The organism is Azospirillum sp. A29 (assembly GCF_042604625.1).
Lineage (GTDB): Bacteria > Pseudomonadota > Alphaproteobacteria > Azospirillales > Azospirillaceae > Azospirillum > Azospirillum palustre.
Genome location: NZ_CP170462.1, coordinates 36,353 through 57,324, shown reverse-complemented (window position 1 = coordinate 57,324; position 20,972 = coordinate 36,353). Strand labels below are relative to the sequence as shown.

The following is a 20,972-nucleotide window of genomic DNA, read 5'->3' as shown; positions in this document are numbered from 1 at the left end:
CATTCATGTCCCGGATGCTGGAAAGCGGCCTGATGCTTCGAAAAGGCCCAGACCACGGTTACGGGTGACGAAAGCGCTCGGCAGGCCATGGCACACCGGGGCTTGTTAGAGCGCCTAACAAAACGGGGATTGGGCTGTTGGGAGGGGCATGGCTGCACCTCTCGTCTCCGATGCCCTGTGGGCACTGATTGAGCCCTTGCTCCCGCCGGAGCCGCCTAAGCCGAAAGGCGGGCGGCCTCGGCTGGACAACCGCGCGGCGCTGACCGGTATCCTGTTCGTATTGCGCTCCGGCATTCCCTGGGAACTGCTGCCGGTGGAGATGGGATGCGGTTCAGGCATGACCTGTTGGCGCCGGCTGCACGAATGGCATCAGGCCGGCGTCTGGGAGCGGTTGCATCGTTTGCTGCTCGACCGGCTCGGCTATGCCAACGCCATCAACTGGGAGCGGGCTGCGGTGGACAGCGCCGCCATCCCGGCAAAAAGGGGGGCGAGGAGACCGGCCCGAACCCGACGGACCGTGGAAAGCCGGGCTCCAAGCGGCATATCCTCGTCGATGCCAATGGCATCCCGCTCGCCTTGAAGATCTCTCCCGCCAACCGGCACGACAGCAAGCTGTTGGAGCCGTTGGTCGATGCGGTACCGGCAATCCGCCAGTGTGCCGGCCGGCCACGACGTCGTCCGGCCAAACTGCACGCTGACAAGGGCTACGACTTTGCCCACTGCCGGCGGGCGTTGCGCCGCCGCGCGATCATTCCACGCATCGCCCGACGCGGCATCGAGAGCAGCGAGCGCCTGGGACGGCACCGATGGGTGGTCGAGCGAACCCTGGCCTGGTTTGCCCGCTTCCGCCGTATCGCCGTCCGTTATGAACGCCGAGCCGACATCTTCACCGCCTTCCACCACATTGCCGCCGGCCTCATCTGCTGGCGCTTCGTCCAGAGATGGTTCTGTTAGGCGCTCTTAATCTCACCCATGGTGAAGAGGAGTATTGCGCTTTTCAACAGCTTCGACGAAGCGCCAGAGGGCACGTGTTTATCCAAACCAAACCACCAATGGGACAGGGTTTCACAATGCACATACTTCACACCGCATCGATTCGAATGAAGATTCTGCTTCTCCTGAGCCTCTTCCTCGCACTTCTTATCGCCCTTGGCGGATTTTCATTCTTTGAGATTTCCAAACTCAACGCGGGAGCAAGGAAAGTCCGTGAAAATGTATTGCCATCCATCCAGACACTTGCGGAGATGCATGAAGCCGCTCTGAAGTATCGTGTTCAGGAAACTCAGCACATCCTCAGCGAAACGGAGGAAAGCCAGAAAAAGGTCGAGCTGCGGCTATCCGCCGCATTGAAGGCTTTCGACGACGCCCACGACCAGTACCGTCAGATGATCGTCGACGACGACAGGGAGAAAGCCCTATACGGCGAATTCCTCACTGCTTGGCGGGCTTATCAAACAATCAGCAGCGAAAAGCTCCTCCCGCTGTCCCGCGACAATAACAACATAGCGGCGCTGGCCGTCATGCAGGGCGAATCCCGCGACGCCGTGACCAAGGTGGAAAACACAATCAACACCTTGATCACATACAATGCGGATCAGGCCGAGATGGCGGCGAAAGCTGGTGAGGCCGCTTACGACGAGGCGGTCGTCGGCATGGTGATCACGATCCTGCTGGCTCTGGCACTCTGCATCTTCGGTGGCTGGCTGGCGGTGAAAACCATCTCGCGTCCGATTTCGAGCCTGACCGGCACGATGTTGCTCCTGGCGCGTCGGGACTATGCCGCCGCGATCGATGGCGGCACGCGCGGCGACGAGATCGGCGCGATGGCCCGGGCCGTCCAGATCTTCAAGGACGGGCTGATCGAATCGGACCGGCTCGCCGCCGCCCAGGCCGCGGAACAGGCCACCAAGGAGAAGCGGGCCGAGACGGTCGACCGGCTGATCATCCACTTCGAACAGGACGCCGCCCAAGCCCTGCGTACGGTGGCCGCCGCCGCCGCCGAACTGGACAGCACGGCGCAGGCGATGGAGGCGACGGCCCAAGGCACCAGCACCCAGGCGACGACCGCGGCAGCCTCATCCGAACAGACCAGTGCCAACGTGCAGACGGTGGCGAGCGCGACGGAAGAGATGGCGGTCTCGGTCCGCGAGATCGCCGGCATGGTCACGCGGTCGACGGCGGTGGCCGGGCAGGCGGTCACCCAGGCCGAACGCACCAACGCAACGGTGCGCGGGCTGGCCGACACCGCCCAGCGCATCGGCGCGGTGGTGCAGCTCATCACCAAGATCGCCGGCCAAACCAACCTTCTGGCGCTGAACGCCACCATCGAGGCGGCCCGTGCCGGCGAAGCCGGCAAGGGCTTCGCCGTCGTCGCCAGCGAGGTCAAAAGTCTGGCCAACCAGACCGCCAAGGCCACGGAGGACATCGCTGCCCAGATCGCGGCGATCCAGGACGCGACCAGAGAGGCTGTCGGCGCCATCGCCGACATCGGCGAAACCATCGGCTCGATCAACGAGATCTCGGCCTCGATCGCCGCCGCGGTCGAGGAGCAAGGAGCAGCCACCGCCGAGATTTCCCGCAACGTCCAGCAGGCTGCGACCGGAACGCGGCAGGTGTCCGGCATCATCGGCGCCGTGACCCTGGCGACCGGCGAGACCGGCGCGGCGGCACGGCAGGTGCGGGGTTCGGCCGGCAGCCTGTCGCAGCAGGCCGAAACCCTGCGATCGAACGTCGACCGCTTCCTGTCGTCGATCAAGGCCGCCTGAACGTCGCAGATCCCCAGGGGAAAAAGACCATGAGCAAAAGGAATATGGCCGAAGGGTCCTGTCCAACCGTCCACCTACCCCCGAAGGCTGCGGCCTATTCACCCAGGATGACGAACATGGATGCTGGCGAAGACCGATTGTCGACGATTGGGCCGGCTTGTGGTGATGCCTTGGGGCAGGTCATCCGAACCTTCGACTGGTCCCGCACGGCTCTCGGGCCGGCGGAGGACTGGCCGGCGTCCCTCCGCATCGTCGTGGAACTGATGTCGGGTTCCCCTCTGGCGAAGGCCGTCCTGTGGGGACCCGACCTCGTCCTGATCTACAACGATGCCTATCACCGGATCGCCGCCACCGGAGATCACGGTGGTGGACGATCCGCCATCCTGGGGCAACCGGTGCGCGGCTGCTTGGCGGATGCCTGGGGACTGGATGCGGCGGCCGTCGAAGCCGCACTGCACGGCGAGGCCGGCCTTGTTTCGGATGTGGAACTGGCAGTCCAGGGGCACGGCATGGGGGAGAAGACTTGGTTCGATCTGGCCTACAGTCCGGTCCGCGACTCCGGCGGCGGCATCGGCGGCGTCCTGATGACGGCAGTCGAGGTCACGGTGCGGCATCGCGTCGAAGCGGAGAATAGGCGGATCACGCGCGATCTTCAACGCAAGCGCGAATTGCTGGACGCGACCTTCGCGCAGAGCTTCGGCGGCAGCGCCCTGATCCGGGGAACCGATCTCACCATCCTGCTGGCCAATCCCGCCTTCCAGGCCATGGTCCCCGACAGGACGGTCGTCGGACGGGCCGTGCACGAGATATGGCCGGGTTTCTTGCCGCACTTCGAGGCGATCTGCCGTCGGACGCTGGAGACCGGCGAGCCCTATATAGTCAATGACGAACAGGTCATGTTGGAAAGGGACGGTAGGTGCCCTGAACCGGCATGGTTCAACTGGCGGTTGAGCCGAGTCGCCTTGCCGAGGGGGGAGGGGTGGGGTCTCCTGCTCACGAATTGGGAAACCACCCGGCGGCGGCATGCCGAAACGGCCCTCCACGAGAGCGAGGCCCGGCTTCGTGCGCTGGTGGAAGCAACCTCCTATGTCGTCTATCGCGCCACCCCCGACTGGACCGAGATGCGCCTGATCGGCAAAGGCTGCCGTTCTGCCGATAGGCAGCGACCGAACCGCAATTGGCTGCATGATTACATCCATCCTCAAGACCGGACCTTGGTTGAGGAGGCGATCCGGGATGCCGTTCACAAACGGGAGGCTTTCGTTCTGGAGCACCGGAGCCGCCGCGCGGACGGTACGTTCGGGTGGACGCTTTCGCGAACGGTGCCGCTTCTAAGCGCTGACGGTAAAATCACCGAATGGTTCGGCGCCGCTACCGACGTGACGGAACGCCGGCTGGCGGAGCAACAGATCCAGACGGCGATGGAGGATGCCGAACGCGCCCGCGATACCGCTGAGCAGGCGACGCGGAGCAAATCGCGCTTCCTGGCGGCCGTCAGCCATGACCTGCGGCAACCCTTGCAGTCGTTGTTCCTGTTCCTGGAAGTCGTCAAGCCGCACATCGCCACGGGCGGTCAGGATCCGGCAAGGCATCTGGAAAGTGGATTGAACACCCTGCGCGATTTGCTGGACAACCTTCTCAACATTTCCCGGCTGGATGCGAAGGTGGTCCAGCCCGACATCCAGGAACTTGCCATAGGCGCCGTGATTGGACCGATCGCGGACGCCTATGCACCGCTGGCCGCCGCCCGGGGCCTGGAACTGCAGGTGATCCATAGAAACGAGACAGTGCGCAGCGACCGTGCTCTGCTGGGACAGATGCTGCGCAGCCTGATCAAGAATGCCATACGCCACACCGAGCGGGGGCATGTCTCCATCACCTGCAAGGAGATGGACGGTGCCTTGCGCCTCGACGTCGCGGACAGCGGGATCGGCATCCCGCCCGAGCATCTGGAACTGGTATGGGAGGAGTTTTACCAGGTCGGCAACCCGGAGCGCGACCGCAACCAGGGATTAGGGCTGGGGCTCGCCATCGTGCGTCGCCTTTCCGCACTGCTCGGCCACCCGGTGACGGTCCGGTCGACGCGGGGCGTGGGATCGGTGTTCTCCATCGAACTGCCTCTCGGTCGGGGCATGTCATCCCGCGGTCCCACCCCGATCCCCACGACGCCCGCAATTGGCCGCCTCGCCCTGGTGGTGGACGATGACGTCAACGTGCTGATGGGGCTGAAAATAAACTTGGAACAGTGGGGATTTACGGTTCTGGCCGCAGAGTCCCTCGATCAAGCCCTGGACAAACTCAAGGATGGCGGTCGTCCCCCTGACGTCATCGTCACCGATTACCGCCTGCGCGGGGGGCAGGTCGGTACCGATGTTATCCTCCATCTGCGCGATAGTATTGGCATCGATATTCCTGCTCTCGTCCTGACGGGCGAGGCCGACTTCGACCTTGGCGGGAAGATTGCCGGACACGGCTTGGCCGTCATCCACAAGCCGGCCACGCCCCAGCAGCTGCAGAGGGTGCTGGAGACGCTCACCGGGCGACACTGATGTGGTGGAGGGGCCAAAAGGCACTATTAGTGTTGGCTGGATACTGGTTCTCCCGCACTTTGCGTGATGCTGGCCCCGGCGCCCGGTGTGTTGCAGCGAGGCGAGCGGTGCAAGAGACGCCCCAGTTCCGTTGGTGATCAGGCGACGCGGACGGAGTTCGGGCCTCCGAGGTCGAGCATGCGGTTGAGGACGATGACGTCAATGGCGACTTCGGTGGCCTGCGTCTGATCGGAATGGGAGTGTAGCGCCTCGCCGAGGACGCCCTTCCAGCGCGCCATTTGGCTCTCCACGCCAGCCCTCTTGTTGTAGTTGCTGGTCTGCTGCCACCTCATCCGTCCGGTCTCGGCGATCATTTGGATGTGACGGTGGCGTTGGGTGGGAGCGGTCTCGGCCGTGTCGCTGAGCAGGGCATCGCGGCGCGGTGGTGCCACCACCGCGGCTTCGGGATGGCGCTCGTGGACCGCCGCATAGACCCCGGTTCGGTCGTAGGCGCCGTCGCCCGTAATCGAAGCGACCGGCTCGGCGACTTGGTCGAGCAAAGGGGCAACCTGCCAAGCGTCATCGACGCCGCGCTCAGTCGGCGTGGTCGCGACGATCCGCCCGCTGCCCGCGCCCATCCTAAGGTGCAGGACGCGCCAGGAGCGCCGCCGCTTCGTGCCGTGCTTCTCAGTCAGCCGTACGCCCGGTCCACACAGCTGTAAGCATCCGCTGAGCGCCGCGGTCAGGCCGCTTTCTTCTGCTCGCGGATTGCCTTCCAGTTCCAGGGCAGCAGTTCGTGCAGGCGGGTTTGGGGGATGTCGTTGATGCGGGCCAGCACGTCGGCGAGCCACACCTGGGGGTCAACGTCGTTGAGCTTGGCCGTGGTGATCAGGCCATACATGATCGCCGCCCGCTGCCCGCCGCGATCGGAGCCGCAGAACAGCCACGCTTTCCGGCCCAAAGCGATGGTGTGTTCATTGTGCCCCTCTTCTTCAAGTGTCTGGAAACATTGAAAGTTGATCCTCGGAAGCGAGGCGACACGGTTCGCCTTTGCGTCCAACCGCGGCAAGAACCCGTTGCTCCCGAAGGTCGGAGGCACGGATCTGGTAGGGAGCGCCGGGCACGACCTGCTCAGCGACGATCAGCCCGGCATTGATGAGCCGGACAAGGCGGTGGCGCGAGATGCCGAGTGCCGCGGCGGCCTCGTACTGGGTCAGCCATTCGCCATCCTTCTCGGCCGACCGGTAGGCGCGGATGCCATGGACCCGGCGCAACGAGCTGACACGGTGCCCGGTCCAGGATTTCCCCTGCCCGGTGCGCATGCCCATCCGGTTCAGCTGCGCGGCGATGTCCGCATCCGACCAGCGCGTCGCCATGCTGCGGATCACCGCCATCGCTTCCTCCGGCGTTCGGCAACCGTGCTCCCCGGTTTGCGGCTTGATGAGACGCAGCTGCGAGTGTTGGCCCCCGCGCCAATGGATGGTGAGGATGACCTCGCGCGCCGCCTCGTCGACGTCGGCGATGATGTTGACGATCAACGTCCGCAGCAGCCGTTGACGCGCCCTGGTGGTCACCCCCGGCGCGTTCCAGGCGGCCTGCAGGTCGTCCGCCAGCCTGGCGAAGTCCGGCGCCGCGGGAGCCGGAACAGGAGCTGACACGGACGCGATCCGCGCTTCGCACGCCTCGACACGCTGAAGCGCCGCCTCCCAGTTCTTTTCCAGCTGCGCGGCGATCAGCCGGTTGTCGGGATCGCAGGCGGCATAGCGCCGTTCCGCAAGCGTCGCCTCATAGCGCGCCTTCTGAAGATCCAGCTCCGCCATCCGCCGTCGTTCGGTCTGGTGCTCCATATGCCTCCGCTCAGCTTCCAGCGCGGCCTCGATCGCCATCGGCTCGACGGCTCGCAAAAGTTCGCCGGCGACCGCCTCGTCCACCCGGGAACTTCCGAACCCAAGGCATCGTGGCAGCCCGAGCATCTGGTTCGGACGGTCGCAGCGATAGCCGGCTTGGCTCGGGCTACGGCCACGGTAGGACACCGTCAGCCGCCGTCCGCACCGCGCACAGTTCAGGACGCCAACCAGCAAGGCGCGCCCGCCGCGTCCCGACTTCGCGCCGCCAACCCGGCCGTAGGCGTTGGCGGCGAGCAGCGTCTGGTTGCGCTCAAACTCGTCCCAGTCCACGTAGGCCTCGTGGTGATCCTTCAGCAGAACCTCCCACTCTTCAAGCGGCTTGCCGTGGCCATAGCTCTTCCGCGCCCGCCCTTCGACGATTTCGGTGCGGTGCTGGCTCTTTCCGTAGACGTAGGCGCCGGCATAGAAGGGGTTCTTGAGCACGCTGATGACGTTGCGGTAGCGGATCGGCGTCCAGTCGAAGCTAATCAGTCTCTTCCCGTCGGACGGCCGTGGGAAGCAGACTCCTTCCGCTGCCAGCGACAGCAGGACTTGGCGCGCGCTGCCCAGCTCCCGGAAGCGGGCGAAGACGAGGCGGATCGCTTCCTGGACCCGCAGATCGGGATCGAAGCCCAGACCGATCTCCCGGTGCCAGACATAGCCGATCGGCACACTGATGCGCAGTTCGCCCCGCCGCGCCTTGCTGCGGGCGGCATCGAGCATCCGGGTCCGCAGCACTCCCAACTCGAACTCGCTCATGCTGCCCTTCATACCCAGCAGCAGCCGATCGTTCGGTCGCCCCGGATCGTAGACGCCGTCGAGGTCGATCACTCTGGCCTCGACGAGCCCGCAGAGTTCGAGCAGGTGGTGCCAGTCCCGGCCGTTGCGGGCGAGCCGGGAGGCGTCGAGGCACAGCACGGCGCCGATCTCACCGGCACAGAGCGACGCCACCAGCCGCTCGAACCCGGGCCGCGCCATGGTACCGCTGGCGGAGCGCCCGAGATCGTCGTCGATCACCTCGACCCGGCGGAACCCACGGCGCTTGGCTGCGTCGACGAGTTCGTACTGCCGCCGTTTGCTCTCCAGATTGGTCTGGACCTGCGCCGGGGAGGATTGGCGGACGTAGACCACGGCCTTGCGCTTGAGCACCGACGGCGGCAGGAGATCAGGGTTCGCCATCGTCACGCTCCCCGGTTCTGGCACCTGCGGCTTCCATCAGGAGAAGGGCCAATTGCACCACTGCCGCGGCGCGGTCGGCCGGGCTGATCGTCCGCAGCCTTGCGGTGTCGAAGGCCATGCTGAACTGGCGCCGGGTCTTGGCCCGTCGTGTTGTTGCTGACGGCATTTTCATGTCGCTCCTCCGGGACGATGATCGCATCGCCTGGAGAGCTTCGCCTGAATCCGCCGTCGCTCAGCTGACGCTGAAGGTTGATGAGCGCTTCCACCGCGACCCGCGGCGTACCGAGTTCCATGTCGGCGCAGATGACAGGGTCCAGCATCCATTCCGGCAACACCGTGATGATGCCGGGTGCCGCCTCGACGAAAACCAGATGGCCAATGGCGCGCGCCTCGCTCCACATCACCCGGACGCGACGGCCATGCAGCGGATGCCAGCGGTAATGGACGTCAACATCCTGCCCGGCATGGGCACAATGGACGGGCGATGGCGATCCCACGCAGGCCGCGTTCGGCGGCGTTGTTCGTCAGGCATAGCCTGCCGTCGCCGAGGAACCGAGTGAAGCCGTCCCATCGGGTCAACATGTAGTCCATCGCCTTGGCCACGGGGGCATGGCGGGAGAGCCGGGCGCGCTCCGTCCGCATCCAATCCTCCAGCGCGGCTACCAGGGCAACGCCGTGCTCCTGGCGGGCCGCCAGCCGCTCGGCCGCCGGCTTGCCGTTCAAGGCGCGCTCGAGATCGAAGAGGGCATCGATGCGCCTCACGGCCTCCAGCGCCAACGGCGAGATCGGCGGGGCGTCCTTGCCGCGCCTGGTGTTTGCGGCGATGTCGGCCAGCTTGAAGAAGCCGCGCCTTGCATGCGCCCAGCACAGCACGTCGCGGATCGGCCCCGGCTTGCGGTCGGGTTCGTACAGCCGGTTGTAGCCGGCGAACGCATCGGCCTGCAGCCAGCCCGTGAAGCCGGCCAGGTGCCGTTCGGGATGCTCGCCCTTGCGGTCGCGCGAATAGTGGAACAGCGCTGCCGGTGGGGCTTGGCCGGCGAACGGCCGGTCATCACGCACATACACCCACAGCCGCCCGGTGTCGGTCTTGCCCTTGGCCAGCACGGGCACCGGCGTGTCGTCGCCATGCAGTCGCCCGGCCGCCATCACATGCGCGGCGATCAGGTCGTGCAGCGGCTTCAGCACCGCGGCGGCGGTGCCCACCTGGTCGGCCAGGGTGGACAGGCTGAGCGGCACACCCTCCCGCGCGAAGCGTTCGGCCTGCCGGTTCAGCGGCTGATGCTGGCCGAACTTCTCGAACAGCAGGGTGGCCAGCAGATTGGGGCCGGCCCAGCCCCGCGGGGTGGTGTGGAACGGCGCCGGCGGCTGGCTGATCGTCTCGCAGGCCCGGCAGGAGAACCGCTCCCGCACCGTCTGGATCACCTTCCACTGGCGCGGGATCACCTCCAGCGTCTCGGTGATCGTTTCGCCCAGTTTGCACAGCTTGTCCGAGCCGCAGCACGGGCAGCTCGCCGGGGCCGGCACAACGACGCGTTCGCGCGGCAGGTGGTTGGGAAAGTGTTGGCGCGACGGCCGCTTGCGGCTGAAGGCCGCCACCGCGGTCGTTCGGGCAGCGGCCTGCTCGGCCGCCAACTCGTCCTCGCTGGCCGTCGCTTCCAGCTCTTCGAGCTGGAACTCCAACTGGTCCAGCAGGCGCGCCTTACGCTCGGAGCGCGTGCCATAGAGTTCGCGCCGGAGTTTCTCGATTTCCAGCTTCAGGCCGGCGATCAGCGCCTCGGTATTCGACGCCATCGCCCTGGCCCGGGCCGCGTCGGCTTCCGCCGCGTCCGCCCGCGCCTCGGCCTGCGCCAAGGCGGCGCGCAGGCTGGCAATGTCGTCGGGCAAGGCGTCCATAGGGCCGGATTATACCCTGAAACCCGCATCGATCCTTGCTCTTCCTGCCGGATCACGGCGGGCTGATTCACTGTGTCGCAGCCTATCCGGCCGAGCGTGGCCTCCAGGTTTGCTGGGGATTGCGCCAGTCGATTGCGTCGAGCAGATACGCGAGCTGTGAAGCGGAAATGGCCACGGCTCCGTCTGCCGGGCTGGGCCAGATGAAACGGCCTCGCTCAAGCCTCTTCGCGTAAAGCGACATGCCGAGCCCATCGTGCCACAGGCACTTCACCATGTCGCCGCGACGCCCACGGAAGACGTAGAGATCGCCGGCATGAGGGTCCCGGCCAAGCCCTTCCTGGACCTTCAGCGCCAGCGAGTTCATTCCACAACGCATGTCGGTGACCCCGCCGGCCAGCCAGACCCGCACGCCTGACGGCACCGGGATCATGCTGACCGCCCCGACAACGCGGCGATCACCGTTCCGACCAGAGCCGGATCGGCCGGGCCGGTGATCCGCAGACGGGCCGCCGCGAACTCAACCTCGATGATGCCGTCGGGCGGAGTGCAGGAGGCTGGGGTCGGTTCCGGTGCGTCCTCCAGCGACGGCTCATCGGTGGCGACGGTGATCGGCATGAAGGCCGGCAGCCGGGGTTGCGGACCGAAGAATTGGCGGCGCCAGCGATAGAGCAGACTGACGTCCACGCCTTGGCATCGGGCAACCTCAGTCGCTTTGACGCCGGGCTGGAACGCTTCCTCGACCAACCGCAGCTTCTCCTCGTCGGTGAACTGCCGACGCTTCTCCAGACCCGTAATCACCTCGACGCGTTGGATAGTCATAGGGACTGCCATAGGGATAGCCATAGGGACAGGCCCCATGATTCAGCTTCCCAGGGCCGTCACAAGGCGGCGCTCGGCGGAGGGGTACACACAGCTTCAGCCCGGAGCTGTCCACCAGCAGGTGGGCCCACGGCTCGAGCGCGGGGCCGAGGGCTTCAACGATCGTGTCCGGCGCACGATCGCCGGCGTCTTCCACCACATCAGCTCCGACCACGCCGACCTGTATTTAGGGTCACTACACGAAAGTGATCAGATTGTCCGGGATGTGAGAACGGACTGGGAACTCATGCTGCAAGCAAGGACTGCATCCTCCGCAACGGCCTGAGACCGGCTTCCGGAAGAGGGTCGGCTCCCCAGACATAGTCACCGGTGAGGCCGATATGCTCCCATCCCAGAGGCGCCACATGCCGCATCAATTCGGGGGTTACGCAATGCCCTTGGCTTGCCAGTTCGGCGAAGGCGGCTTGGAGATAGCGTGTGTTCCACAGGATGATGGCGGACACCAACAGGTTCAGCCCCGATGCCCGGAAGACCTGGTTCTCGAAGCTGCGATCGCGCATCTCACCCAGACGATTGAAGAAGATTGCCCTGGCCAGAGCGTTCCGAGCCTCCCCCTTGTTGAGGCCGGCGTTGGCGCGCCGGCGGAGGGCGGGATCACGCAGCCACTGTAAGGTGAAAGCGGTCCGCTCGATACGGCCGAGTTCTCGCAGAGCCAGGGCCAAGCCATTCTGGCGCGGGTAAGCCGAGAGCCGCCGCAGCATGGCCGAGGCCGTCGCGGTGCCCGAGCGGATCGAGGTCGCCAGCCGCAACAACTCCGTCCAATTGGCCGTGAGGTGCTCGATGTCGATGGCTCCGCCAACCAAGGGCCGCAGAATGGCGGGTGCCTCCCGACCGGGCAGCAGGTAAAGCCTCCGGTCCTTCAAATCGCGGATGCGCGGGGCGAAACGGAATCCGAGCAGGGCACACAGGCCGAAAACGTGATCGCTCGCGCCTCCGGTGTCCGTGTAGTGCTCCTCGATGTCCAAACCACTCTGATGATGGAGAAGGCCGTCGATGACGTGGGGCGCCTCACTGGCGGTCGCGGCGATCACCTTGGTGTGGAAGGGGCCGTACTGATCGGAGACGTGGGTGTAGAAGGCGATGCCCGGCTCGTTGCCGTGATGGGCGTTCACATCGCCGACGGCTTCGCCGCGCCCGCCGGCGCGGTAGAATTGTCCGTCGGAGGACGACGTGCGCCCGTCACCCCAGACGGCGGCCAACGGCAAGGCTCGGTGCGTGTCGATGATGCGGGCGAGCGCCACCATGTAGGTGTCGTCACGGATGTGCCAGTCGTGCATCCAGGCCAGCTGCCGCATGGATGCCCCCCGGCAGGCTTCAGCCATCCGGGACAGCCCGAGGTTGATGCCGTCGGCCAATACGGCGGTCAATGTTGCCGCCCTGTCGTCAGCGGGACGGCCGCTGCGTTGGTGCGTGAAGCAGCCGGAGAAGTCGGTCCAGCCATCCACCTCCAGCAGAAGGTCGGTTATCTTGACCCGTGGCATGAGATCGTAAGCGCGGCGGCCAAGGTCTTCGGCCTCCGGTGGGGTCGTGTCCCGGATCGGCGTGACGCGGAGTTCGCCGTCGGACAGGTCGACGTCTTCAAGCAACCCCTTTTCGGCAAGGCCCGCCACCTCGGCAACGATCCGGTCGAGCTCCGCGCCTCTTTCAGTAAGGTGGCCGTCGGCGCTGCGTGGAACGGCCACGGGCAACGCTCCCTCCTCGCGAAGGATGTCGAAGGTCGGACGCGGCATGAGGCAGCTTTCGAAGTCCCGGTACTGGCGGCTCCCCTCCACCCAGACGTCGCCCGCCCGCAACCGGTCACGCAGTTCGGACAGCGCACAGATTTCGTAGGCTTTCCGGTCGATACCCTCCTTCTTGATGACGAAGGGGCGCCAAGAGCGTCGGATGAAGCCGGTCGGTGACTTCTCGGGCAGGGTGCGGCGCCCGGCGGCGTACATGGCCCGAACGGTGTCAAGCGCCCGCAGCAACGGAGTCACCGACGGACTGCCGAGAAAGCTGAAGCGATTGAGGAGCGTGGGAGCAAAGGCCCAAACGGTGGCGTAGCGTCCAAGCATCTCGGTGCGCGGGTCGGCGATCTCCGGCTTTGCCAGGGCTTCGCTGTCGGTGACGCATTTCATGAAGCGGAACCAGCCGACCCCCTTGTCGACAGCCTCGTAGGGATCGGCGCCGGCCTCCCGCGCGCCGATCACCGCCTTGCACGCGGTCAGCAGCACCCGCAGTTGGGTTTGGGTGTCGCGAACGGAACGCAGGGTGTTTTCCGCCGTCCGGCGCTCGGCCTTCCGCGCCAGACTGCCGATCAGCTTGTCGAACATTGACAGGGTGACGTCGGTCAGATCCATCTCCAGGCGGATCGCGGTGGCCGCGAGCACAGCCCGCCGGCGCAACGTTGCCAGATCCTGAAGATGCTGCGGCGTCATCCGCAGGCCTTCGGCCGCGAGCCGCTCGAACGCGACTTCCGGCACGCGAGCGCGCAGCGACCGGTCGATGCCGAGCTCCTTCAAGGCGGAAAGGCGCTCGATGACCGCCAGCATGTTGCGGGCGGTGGGGGCCGCCGGCACCCGACGCAACCAAGCGAGCATGGTCGTTTCGGTGTCGGCCTGCATGGTCAGCAATCGGTCCAGCGCGTCGGTTGTGCGCTGGTCGACACCATCGACAAAGGCACGGTGTAGAACCCGTTCGGCCCGACCACGAGCCTGATGGAGCATCAATTCCAGGATCGCTGCCGAAGGGATCAGGATGCGACGGCGCCGGAACTCATCGATCAGGGTGGTCGCCAGAATGATCGGGTCCCGTGCGATTTGGGCCTTGGAGGTCAGCCAAGCTGCAAGGTCGCGAAAAAGGGTCCGATCAAAAGCACGGTGACCGGTCCGTGCCATGATCGCGGCAACCTGCTCGCGCCGGTTTTGGTCACGCCGACTGTAGGCGATGAAATGGTCAGGCTCGGCGCCCACCTGCCTGGCGACGAACGCCAGCAGCGCGATGGGCGGGCGCTCGTCCGGCCCGGGAATCCGCCCAGGATGATGGAGATAGCAGAGCAGAATGGCGCAGCCCAGGCGGGTGTGTGCCGTGCGCCGGAGGGTGACGATGTCGAGATCGTCCCTGCTGAGCGTATAGTGGCGCACCATCGCGCGTTCGTCGTCCGGCACCGCCAGGAGCCTTGCCCACTGGTCTTCGCTCAACAGCCGCCGACGCGCCATATTTCCAATCTCCCATTACCTCGTTTTCGGGAGAGAATAATGATGCGGGTCTGCGGCTGTCACGGAGTGAGCTGGCCGAAACGCTACTTCCGGTCTTTGGGTCCGGGTAGCCGCAGAACAGGAAACTAACATAGGGCCGGTCAAGAATCGGAGGCAGTACCCTTGGGAGTTTGAAGGGCAAACGCCCGGTACAGTGTCGATGCGTGGACGTTGAGAATCCGGGCCGCCTCACGGGGAGATCGCCCTTCATCGACCAGGCGCCGAGCGAGAGCGATCTGGTCGGTGGTCAACTTCGGTGGCCGGCCGAACCGCACGCCGCGTGCTTTGGCCGCCACGCGGCCCATGCCGGTCCGCTCGGCGATCAGGGAGCGCTCGAACTCGGCGATGCCGGCGAACACGGTCAGAACCATCCGGCCGGCCGGTGAGGTGGTATCGGCCCATGGCTCCGCGAGCGACCGGAGACCAGCACCGGCTCCCTGGAGTTGCTCCGCAATATCGAGAAGATCGCGGGTCGACCGGGCAAGCCTGTCGAGGCGCGTGACCGTCACAATGTCATCGGCCCGGAGCTGGTCGATCAGCCGGGCAAGCTGTGGCCGGTCGCGCTTTGCCCCAGAGACCTTCTCCTCATAGATCCGCCGACAACCGGCCGCCTGTAGGGACGCCCGCTGCTGCGAAAGATCCTGGTCGTCCGTGGAGACGCGCGCATAGCCGATGAGCATGGGGCATCCGTCGCAAAAGTCATCGCGAAATCCTCTCTTTTCGCGACAGACTTTTGCAACGTCAAAATCCCTCAGGACCCAGTCCGGTGGCATAGTGTCGCGAAACTCAGGAGTTATGCAAAGCAAGAAGCAATCGTAGCAACGCTACATGGCTCATGTCGTCAGGCCGTTCTCAGATCCCAGGTAGTTTGATCCTTCAGCTTTGCGTATTGTGAGATAGATAGCTCCGCTGAAGCAAATTGATACGCCCAACAATGTTGGTAGATAGAAGCGGTCTGCTTGCTAGAAAAGCGCTAATGGCTGCATTTAAGGTTGCATCGCCGTCCCGTAGATTTGTTCATGCATCAGGCAATTATATTGCGCCACAAGCAACATTGTGGATTGTACGTAGCTCCAACGTATGGGGTTCCTCTCTCTACCCATTTGGTATACCCATCAGGAATATCCGCGTACTGGATTCCTGGCATCTTCTGCGCTTTGAACCAGTCGTGCCGCGAGTGGATGCGGATGTTCGTGCCCTTTGAAGTCAACAAAACGGGAGACACCTCTCTCCCGAACAATGGGGGGATGCGGTGAGACGCCTTCTCGCTTTAAGCCGAGATATAGACTGGTTTAACGAACGCTTGGGCTACATTGCCAACTGGTTCGTCTTTGCCGCTTGCATGATCAGCGCCGGCAATGCCGTGATGCGATACACATTCAATTATAGCTCCAATGCTTGGCTTGAGATCCAATGGTACCTGTTCGGTGCCATGTTCATGCTGGGTGCCTCTTATACCTTGAAAGTAAACGGGCATGTCCGGGTCGATCTCGTCTATGGCCATGTCGGGCCAAGAGCCAAGCTCTGGATCGACGTGTTCGGCACCATTCTTTTCCTGTTGCCAATGACGATCATCATCGGCTGGCTGTCCTGGTCGATGTTCTTTTCATCTTTGACCTCGATGGAATATTCTAGTAATGCTGGTGGCTTGATCCGTTGGCCGATCAAGTTCTGCCTTCCCTTCGGCTTTCTGATGCTGACCGCCCAGGGATTGTCCGAGCTGATCAAACGGATCGCGGCCTTGCGCGGCGACGCGGACCTCGTCCAATCCTATGAGAGGCCCGTGCAATGATCCCCATGGACATGATGGCCCCCCTGATGTTCGGCGGGCTGGTGGTTTTCCTGCTGTTCGGTTATCCCGTCGCCTTCTCTCTCGGTGCGGTTGGCCTGTTTTTCGGCTTCATCGGCATCGAGCAGGGATTCTTCCAGACTTCGCTGCTACAGGCCCTTCCCGAACGGGTCTACGGCATCATGGGCAACGATCTGCTGCTGGCCATTCCGTTCTTCACCTTCATGGGAGCGATCCTGGAGCGCTGCGGATTGGCCGAGGATCTGCTCGACAGCATGGGGCAGCTGTTCGGACCGATCCGCGGCGGTCTTGCCTACGCCGTGATCCTGGTCGGCGCCGTTCTCGGCGCGATCACCGGGACCGTCGCCGCGTCGGTGATCGCCATGGGCATGATCTCGCTGCCGATCATGATCCGGTACGGCTACAATATGCGGCTGGCCACCGGCGTCATTGCGGCGTCGGGAACGATCACGCAGCTCATCCCGCCGTCACTGGTGCTGGTGGTGCTGGGCGACCAGCTCGGCAAGTCGGTCGGCGACATGTATGCCGGCGCGATCGGCCCGTCGATCGTCCAGGTCCTGCTGTTCTGCGCCTACATCGCCGTGCTCAGCATCGTGCGGCCGAACGACATGCCGGCACTGCCGCCGGAGTTCCGCACCCTGCGCGGCTGGCCGCTGATCTGGAAATGCCTGTGGGGGATGGTTCCCTCGCTCGTGCTGATCTTCCTTGTGCTCGGCACCATCCTGATGGGGTTGGCCACGCCGACGGAAGGCGGCGCGATGGGAGCGGTCGGCGCCATGGTCCTGGCGGCGATGCACCGGCGCCTGAGCTGGCAGCTGCTGTGGCAGGGGATGTCCACCACCATGGTGATCTCGACCATGGTCGTGTTCATCCTGGTGGGATCGACGGTGTTCGGTCTGGTGTTTCGCGGCGTAAACGGCGACCTGTGGATCGAGCATCTGTTGACCGGGCTGCCCGGCGGCGCCGTCGGCTTCCTGATCTTCGTCAACATCTTCGTGTTCGTCCTGGCGTTCTTCCTCGATTTCTTCGAGATCGCCTTCATCATCATTCCGCTTCTGGCGCCAGTGGCCCAGAAGCTGGGCATCGATCTGGTGTGGTTCGGCGTGTTGCTCGGGGTGAACATGCAGACCTCCTTCATGCACCCGCCCTTCGGCTTCGCCCTGTTCTATCTGCGCGGCATTGCTCCGCCGGAGGTGAAGAGCCGCGACATCTATTGGGGCGCCATACCCTGGGTCGGCTTGCAGCTCATCATGGTGGGAATCGTGATCGCCTTCCCCTCGCTGGTGACGAGCTTCCTGGACGCCGAACCGGACATCGATCTCAACACGATCAAGATCGAGATCCCGCTGAGTGAAGACAATGCGCCTCCGCCCTTCCCGGACCAGGAAAGCAGTCCGAACGACGATCTGATGAAACAACTCCAGAAATGAATAGCTACGGCTGCCGGTATGGCAGCCGTGCTTTTTCTACTCGGGAGAACTCCATGCCTCACGGCGGAATGAATCGAGCTGGAGACGATGAAGGGACCGAACCCAGCGCCCACCTACCGTCACTTGAGTCTCTCCACACCCTCTTCCTAACGATCATCGAGCAAGGTGGCTTGGTTCGTCAGGACGCACCTTGCTGGTTGGTTCTTGATGCTGCCCGCTTGGCTCTTATCGAACCTGTTGGATTAACCGGCCGTTGGCAACTGTCCAATACAGGGGCAGAGATACACAAAAATACAATTAAGAAGGATCTTCGCGTTTTTTGACGTCAAATGCTGAATACATTGCTTATTGAGTCATATTAAACGTGGATCAGGGAGATGTGACATGGAGAAACCGGAGCTAAAGCTATTGCCTGAACATGTTCGCGCGGCAAGAGCTCTTCTGGATTTCAGCCAGAGGGAGATGGCCGAGCGCGGAAACATGGCAAAAAGAACAATCATAGATTTTGAGCGCGGATTGGCGAATACGCGCCCATCAACTAAGAAAAAAATATACGACTTCCTCGTTGAGGCTGGAATAGAGTGCATCAGCGATGGTCAATATCAGGGAACGGGAGGGATTGGCGTACGTATCATTCCCAAAGAAAAGCGATAACCTCCAGAATTACGCATCCTAAAGCATCTTTCCTATGTTGCAGGAACTCAGGCGAGCGACTGGCGTTCGGGTCCAGGCTTTGAGAGAGGGATGGCCGCAGTTCACGGGGTGGGCCAAGAGCCAATCTCTGGATACCTACAGCGCTTTGCCGTGCACGGAGTGGTTGGGTATTGAGGTGATGTGGTGGACGGCCCCTCTGAAGTGGTTTCTTCGACAGCATCAGCTTGCCATCGAACCAGGAGAGTGGAAGGGCCGTCCACCACATCACCTCAGGCGCAGGCGGGCCCCCACGCTGAGCGGTGCTGCCGAGCCACGCTAATGCGAGGCGCAGGGCTGACGCTAACGGCGACCACCGGTTAGTCTCGGACCATCCTGCTGCGCCTGCACCGCTGGCTGCCGGATCGGCTGCTGGTCGCCGTCATGGTGTAAAGGCCGAATGAAGTTTCCCCAGAACGGTCGGTCGAAAAATCCCCAGATGGTTTGAAGGGCTATGGATTGGCTTCGGTGTCGGCGCTCCTTCCTTTCGGTGGCCGCCCTCGGCGCCGTGGTGCCGGTGGCGGAGCGGTGATCGGCCGGCTGCGGTTGTTGTCCGGCATCAGTTCGGCGTGACGGCGCAGGCGGTAGCTGGCACCTTCGATCTGCACCACCACGGCATGGTGCAGCAGGCGGTCCAGCAGGGCGGAAGCGACGACGGTGCCGCCGAAGACATCGCCCCATTCGGAGAAGCCGCGGTTTGAGGTCAGGATCATGGCACCGCGTTCATAGCGGGCGTTGACGAGCTGGAAGAACAGGTTGCCGCCACCGGGTATCACCGGCAGATAGCCGATCTCGTCGACGATCAGCAGCTGTGGCCGACACAGGAAGCGCAGGCGTTCCCGCAAGGTCCCTTCACGTTCGGCCTTGGCCAGCGAGCTCACGATGTCGGCCAGGGTGGCGAAGTAGACCGAGCGGCCGGCCTTAACGGCCTCCACTCCCAAAGCAAGCGCCAGGTGCGTCTTGCCGCAGCCGGGCTGGCCGAGGAAATGGACCACCTCGTGCCGGTCGACAAAGTCGAGCTGCGCCAAGGTCATGATTCGATCGCGATCGAGGGAGGGTTGGAAGGAGAAGTCGAAGCCGGTAAGCGTCTTGATGGAGAGAAGCCGGCCCATCTTCAGGGCCGCCTTGATGCGACGTCCCTCGCGCAACGTCAGTTCCTCGCCCAGCAGGGCGTCGATGGCCTCCAGGGCGGAGAGTTCGCCGCGTTCCAGCCGGCGTAGGATGTGCTCCAGCGCTTCCAAGGCGCGCGGCATCTTCAGCCCAACCAGATATTGGCGAATGCGGTCGAGGGTGGCGGGGCCGGCTTCCAACGGCGTGGCGCTCATCACGGGCTCCCCGGCTGGTTGGCCAAATGGCGGCCGATGGTGTCGTAGATGGCCAGCGAGCGAGGGGTGACGGTGCCGCCCTGCAGCGGAGGTGCCGGGGGCGTGGCGACCTCCCTGGGCGTCTGGCTGTTGGGCGGTGGAGGCTGGGTCCGATGGCCGGTGGCAATGCGCCGCTGGCCTCGTCCTTCCAGCGCCGGGTGGGATGCGACGGCTATGCCGTCCTCCAGGATGGTGACAGTGCCGGCGGTGACCTGCACCTCCACCGTCCGCCGGCGGGTGCAATCCGGCACGGAGTAGAGGTTGCCGCCGACCGACACCATGCCGTCTCGGGTGACACGGCGCTCCAGGGCCAGCACGCTGTTGAAGGGGCCGGCCGGCAGCGGCTTGAGGTGGGAGCGCTCCTCGGCGAAATGCTCGGCGACGATGCGCTGGGTGGTGGCGTGCCGACGGCGGTTGGCGAGCTGATCCAGCCACTGGGTGAACTGGATGTTCAGGTCCTCGAGATTGCGGAAGCTGCGGGCCAGGAAGAAGTCCTCGCGCACGTAGCGGAAGGGCCGTTCGACTTTGCCCTTGGTCTTGGCGCGGTACGGCTTGCAGGCCTTCGGCAGGAAGCCGTAGTGGCTGGCCAGGGAGAGGAGCTTGGGATTGTAGGCGATGCCTTGGGCCGGTTGATCGGGGTCTTCGACCTCGCCCAGCACGGCGGTTTTCATGCGGTCGTAGAGGATTTGTTCCGGCACGCCGCCGAAGCTGTCGAAGGCGGCAATGTGGCAGCGGAGCACGGTTTGCAGGTCCTGGCGGGCGACGAAGCGGGCCCACATCATGCGGCTGTGGCCGAGCACCATCGAGAACAGCCAGACGATCCGCTCCACCTCGGGCTCTTCGGTGAAGGTCGTCTTGAAGAAGGCAAAATCGACCTGGGCCTGCTTGCCGGGCGGCGTCTCGAAGCGACGCTCGAAGGACGGTGACGGGGTGGGACGGATGGCGCGAACCACGGCTTTCAGGATGGTATAGCCGCCGGTGTAACCGCGCTCCGTGAGTTCCCGCAGCAGTCGCCGGGCGCTGAGATCGGGAAAGGCCTGCAGGCGTTCGCGCAGATAGGGCTCGAAGGGCGTGAGCAGCGTCGGCCGAGCCGGCCGAGGGGTGTAGGCGGGCGCCTCCAATCCGCGGGCGATGTATTTGCGGATGGTCTTGCGATCCAGGCCGGTGCGGCGTGCGATCGCCGACACCGACAGGCCCTCGCGGGCGAGATCGAGAATCATGACGAGTTCTCCAAGTCTGACCACCGGCCCTCTCCCTCAGCCTCGGAGGGTGATCATGGGCGACGGGCGGCCGCAGGGCTCCGGGGCGTACG

General features: G+C 64.3%; 14 protein-coding genes and 3 pseudogenes. 6 read left to right on the top strand and 11 right to left on the bottom strand.

Annotation, left to right across the window (positions count from 1 at the left end; all coding sequences use genetic code 11):
• Positions 1–148 precede the first annotated feature (148 nt).
• The 3 genes and pseudogenes from ABNQ38_RS07550 to ABNQ38_RS07540 all read left to right on the top strand — a co-directional run bounded on the left by ABNQ38_RS07550 (position 149) and on the right by ABNQ38_RS07540 (position 5,314).
• Positions 149–954, top strand: a pseudogene (locus ABNQ38_RS07550) (IS5 family transposase).
• A gap of 98 nt (positions 955–1,052) precedes the next feature.
• Positions 1,053–2,765 carry a methyl-accepting chemotaxis protein gene (locus tag ABNQ38_RS07545; protein WP_377806740.1) on the top strand — a complete coding sequence of 571 codons (1,713 nt, stop codon included), beginning with the start codon at positions 1,053–1,055 and terminating at the stop codon, positions 2,763–2,765.
• A 116-nt stretch (positions 2,766–2,881) separates the two neighbouring features.
• A complete protein-coding gene (locus ABNQ38_RS07540) occupies positions 2,882–5,314 on the top strand; it encodes an ATP-binding protein (RefSeq protein ID WP_377806521.1) in 2,433 nt (810 codons plus the stop codon).
• Positions 5,315–5,451: 137 nt separating this feature from the next.
• On the opposite strand, the gene ABNQ38_RS07535 is transcribed toward ABNQ38_RS07540, so the two are convergent.
• The 9 genes and pseudogenes from ABNQ38_RS07535 to ABNQ38_RS07495 all read right to left on the bottom strand — a co-directional run bounded on the left by ABNQ38_RS07535 (position 5,452) and on the right by ABNQ38_RS07495 (position 15,046).
• A complete protein-coding gene (locus tag ABNQ38_RS07535) occupies positions 5,452–6,144 on the bottom strand; it encodes a transposase (RefSeq protein ID WP_377806520.1) in 693 nt (230 codons plus the stop codon).
• Positions 6,036–6,260, bottom strand: a pseudogene (locus ABNQ38_RS07530) (transposase domain-containing protein); the annotation flags it as partial. The pseudogene ABNQ38_RS07530 and the gene ABNQ38_RS07535, both read right to left, overlap by 109 nt.
• A 25-nt stretch (positions 6,261–6,285) precedes the next feature.
• Positions 6,286–8,358: a recombinase family protein gene (locus ABNQ38_RS07525; RefSeq protein WP_377806519.1), complete on the bottom strand. Its 2,073-nt coding sequence runs from the start codon at positions 8,356–8,358 to the stop codon at positions 6,286–6,288.
• Complete coding sequence (locus tag ABNQ38_RS07520) at positions 8,345–8,524, bottom strand: hypothetical protein (RefSeq protein ID WP_377806518.1); 180 nt, start codon at positions 8,522–8,524, stop codon at positions 8,345–8,347. The genes ABNQ38_RS07525 and ABNQ38_RS07520 overlap by 14 nt, the downstream gene beginning before the upstream one ends.
• A 311-nt stretch (positions 8,525–8,835) precedes the next feature.
• Positions 8,836–10,251 (bottom strand): annotated as a pseudogene (locus ABNQ38_RS07515) (IS66 family transposase); the annotation flags it as partial.
• An 82-nt stretch (positions 10,252–10,333) separates the two neighbouring features.
• A complete protein-coding gene (tnpB, locus tag ABNQ38_RS07510; RefSeq protein WP_109047194.1) occupies positions 10,334–10,681 on the bottom strand; it encodes an IS66 family insertion sequence element accessory protein TnpB in 348 nt (115 codons plus the stop codon).
• Complete coding sequence (locus ABNQ38_RS07505) at positions 10,678–11,070, bottom strand: transposase (protein WP_377806517.1); 393 nt, start codon at positions 11,068–11,070, stop codon at positions 10,678–10,680. Before ABNQ38_RS07505 ends, tnpB begins: the two co-directional genes overlap by 4 nt.
• A gap of 284 nt (positions 11,071–11,354) precedes the next feature.
• Positions 11,355–14,327 (bottom strand): Tn3 family transposase, encoded by a 2,973-nt coding sequence (locus tag ABNQ38_RS07500; protein ID WP_377806516.1) that lies wholly within the window; start codon positions 14,325–14,327, stop codon positions 11,355–11,357.
• Positions 14,328–14,467: 140 nt separating this feature from the next.
• Positions 14,468–15,046: a recombinase family protein gene (locus tag ABNQ38_RS07495; protein ID WP_377806515.1), complete on the bottom strand. Its 579-nt coding sequence runs from the start codon at positions 15,044–15,046 to the stop codon at positions 14,468–14,470.
• A 572-nt stretch (positions 15,047–15,618) separates the two neighbouring features.
• Between ABNQ38_RS07495 and ABNQ38_RS07490 the strand changes: the two genes are divergently transcribed.
• From ABNQ38_RS07490 to ABNQ38_RS07480, 3 genes are all read left to right on the top strand, one after another.
• Entirely contained in the window at positions 15,619–16,158 is a 540-nt protein-coding gene (locus ABNQ38_RS07490) for a TRAP transporter small permease subunit (RefSeq protein WP_377806514.1), read from the top strand.
• Complete coding sequence (locus tag ABNQ38_RS07485; RefSeq protein ID WP_377806512.1) at positions 16,155–17,606, top strand: TRAP transporter large permease subunit; 1,452 nt, start codon at positions 16,155–16,157, stop codon at positions 17,604–17,606. Before ABNQ38_RS07490 ends, ABNQ38_RS07485 begins: the two co-directional genes overlap by 4 nt.
• Positions 17,607–17,990: 384 nt before the next feature.
• Positions 17,991–18,260, top strand: a complete 270-nt coding sequence (locus tag ABNQ38_RS07480) for a helix-turn-helix domain-containing protein (protein WP_377806511.1) — start codon at positions 17,991–17,993, stop codon at positions 18,258–18,260.
• Between the two features lie 488 nt (positions 18,261–18,748).
• On the opposite strand, the gene istB is transcribed toward ABNQ38_RS07480, so the two are convergent.
• Both istB and istA read right to left on the bottom strand, forming a co-directional pair.
• On the bottom strand, positions 18,749–19,621 hold the full coding sequence (gene istB, locus ABNQ38_RS07475; protein ID WP_377806510.1) for an IS21-like element ISAzs30 family helper ATPase IstB: 873 nt from the start codon (positions 19,619–19,621) through the stop codon (positions 18,749–18,751).
• A complete protein-coding gene (gene istA, locus ABNQ38_RS07470; protein ID WP_377806509.1) occupies positions 19,621–20,904 on the bottom strand; it encodes an IS21 family transposase in 1,284 nt (427 codons plus the stop codon). The genes istB and istA overlap by 1 nt, the downstream gene beginning before the upstream one ends.
• Positions 20,905–20,972: the final 68 nt, after the last annotated feature.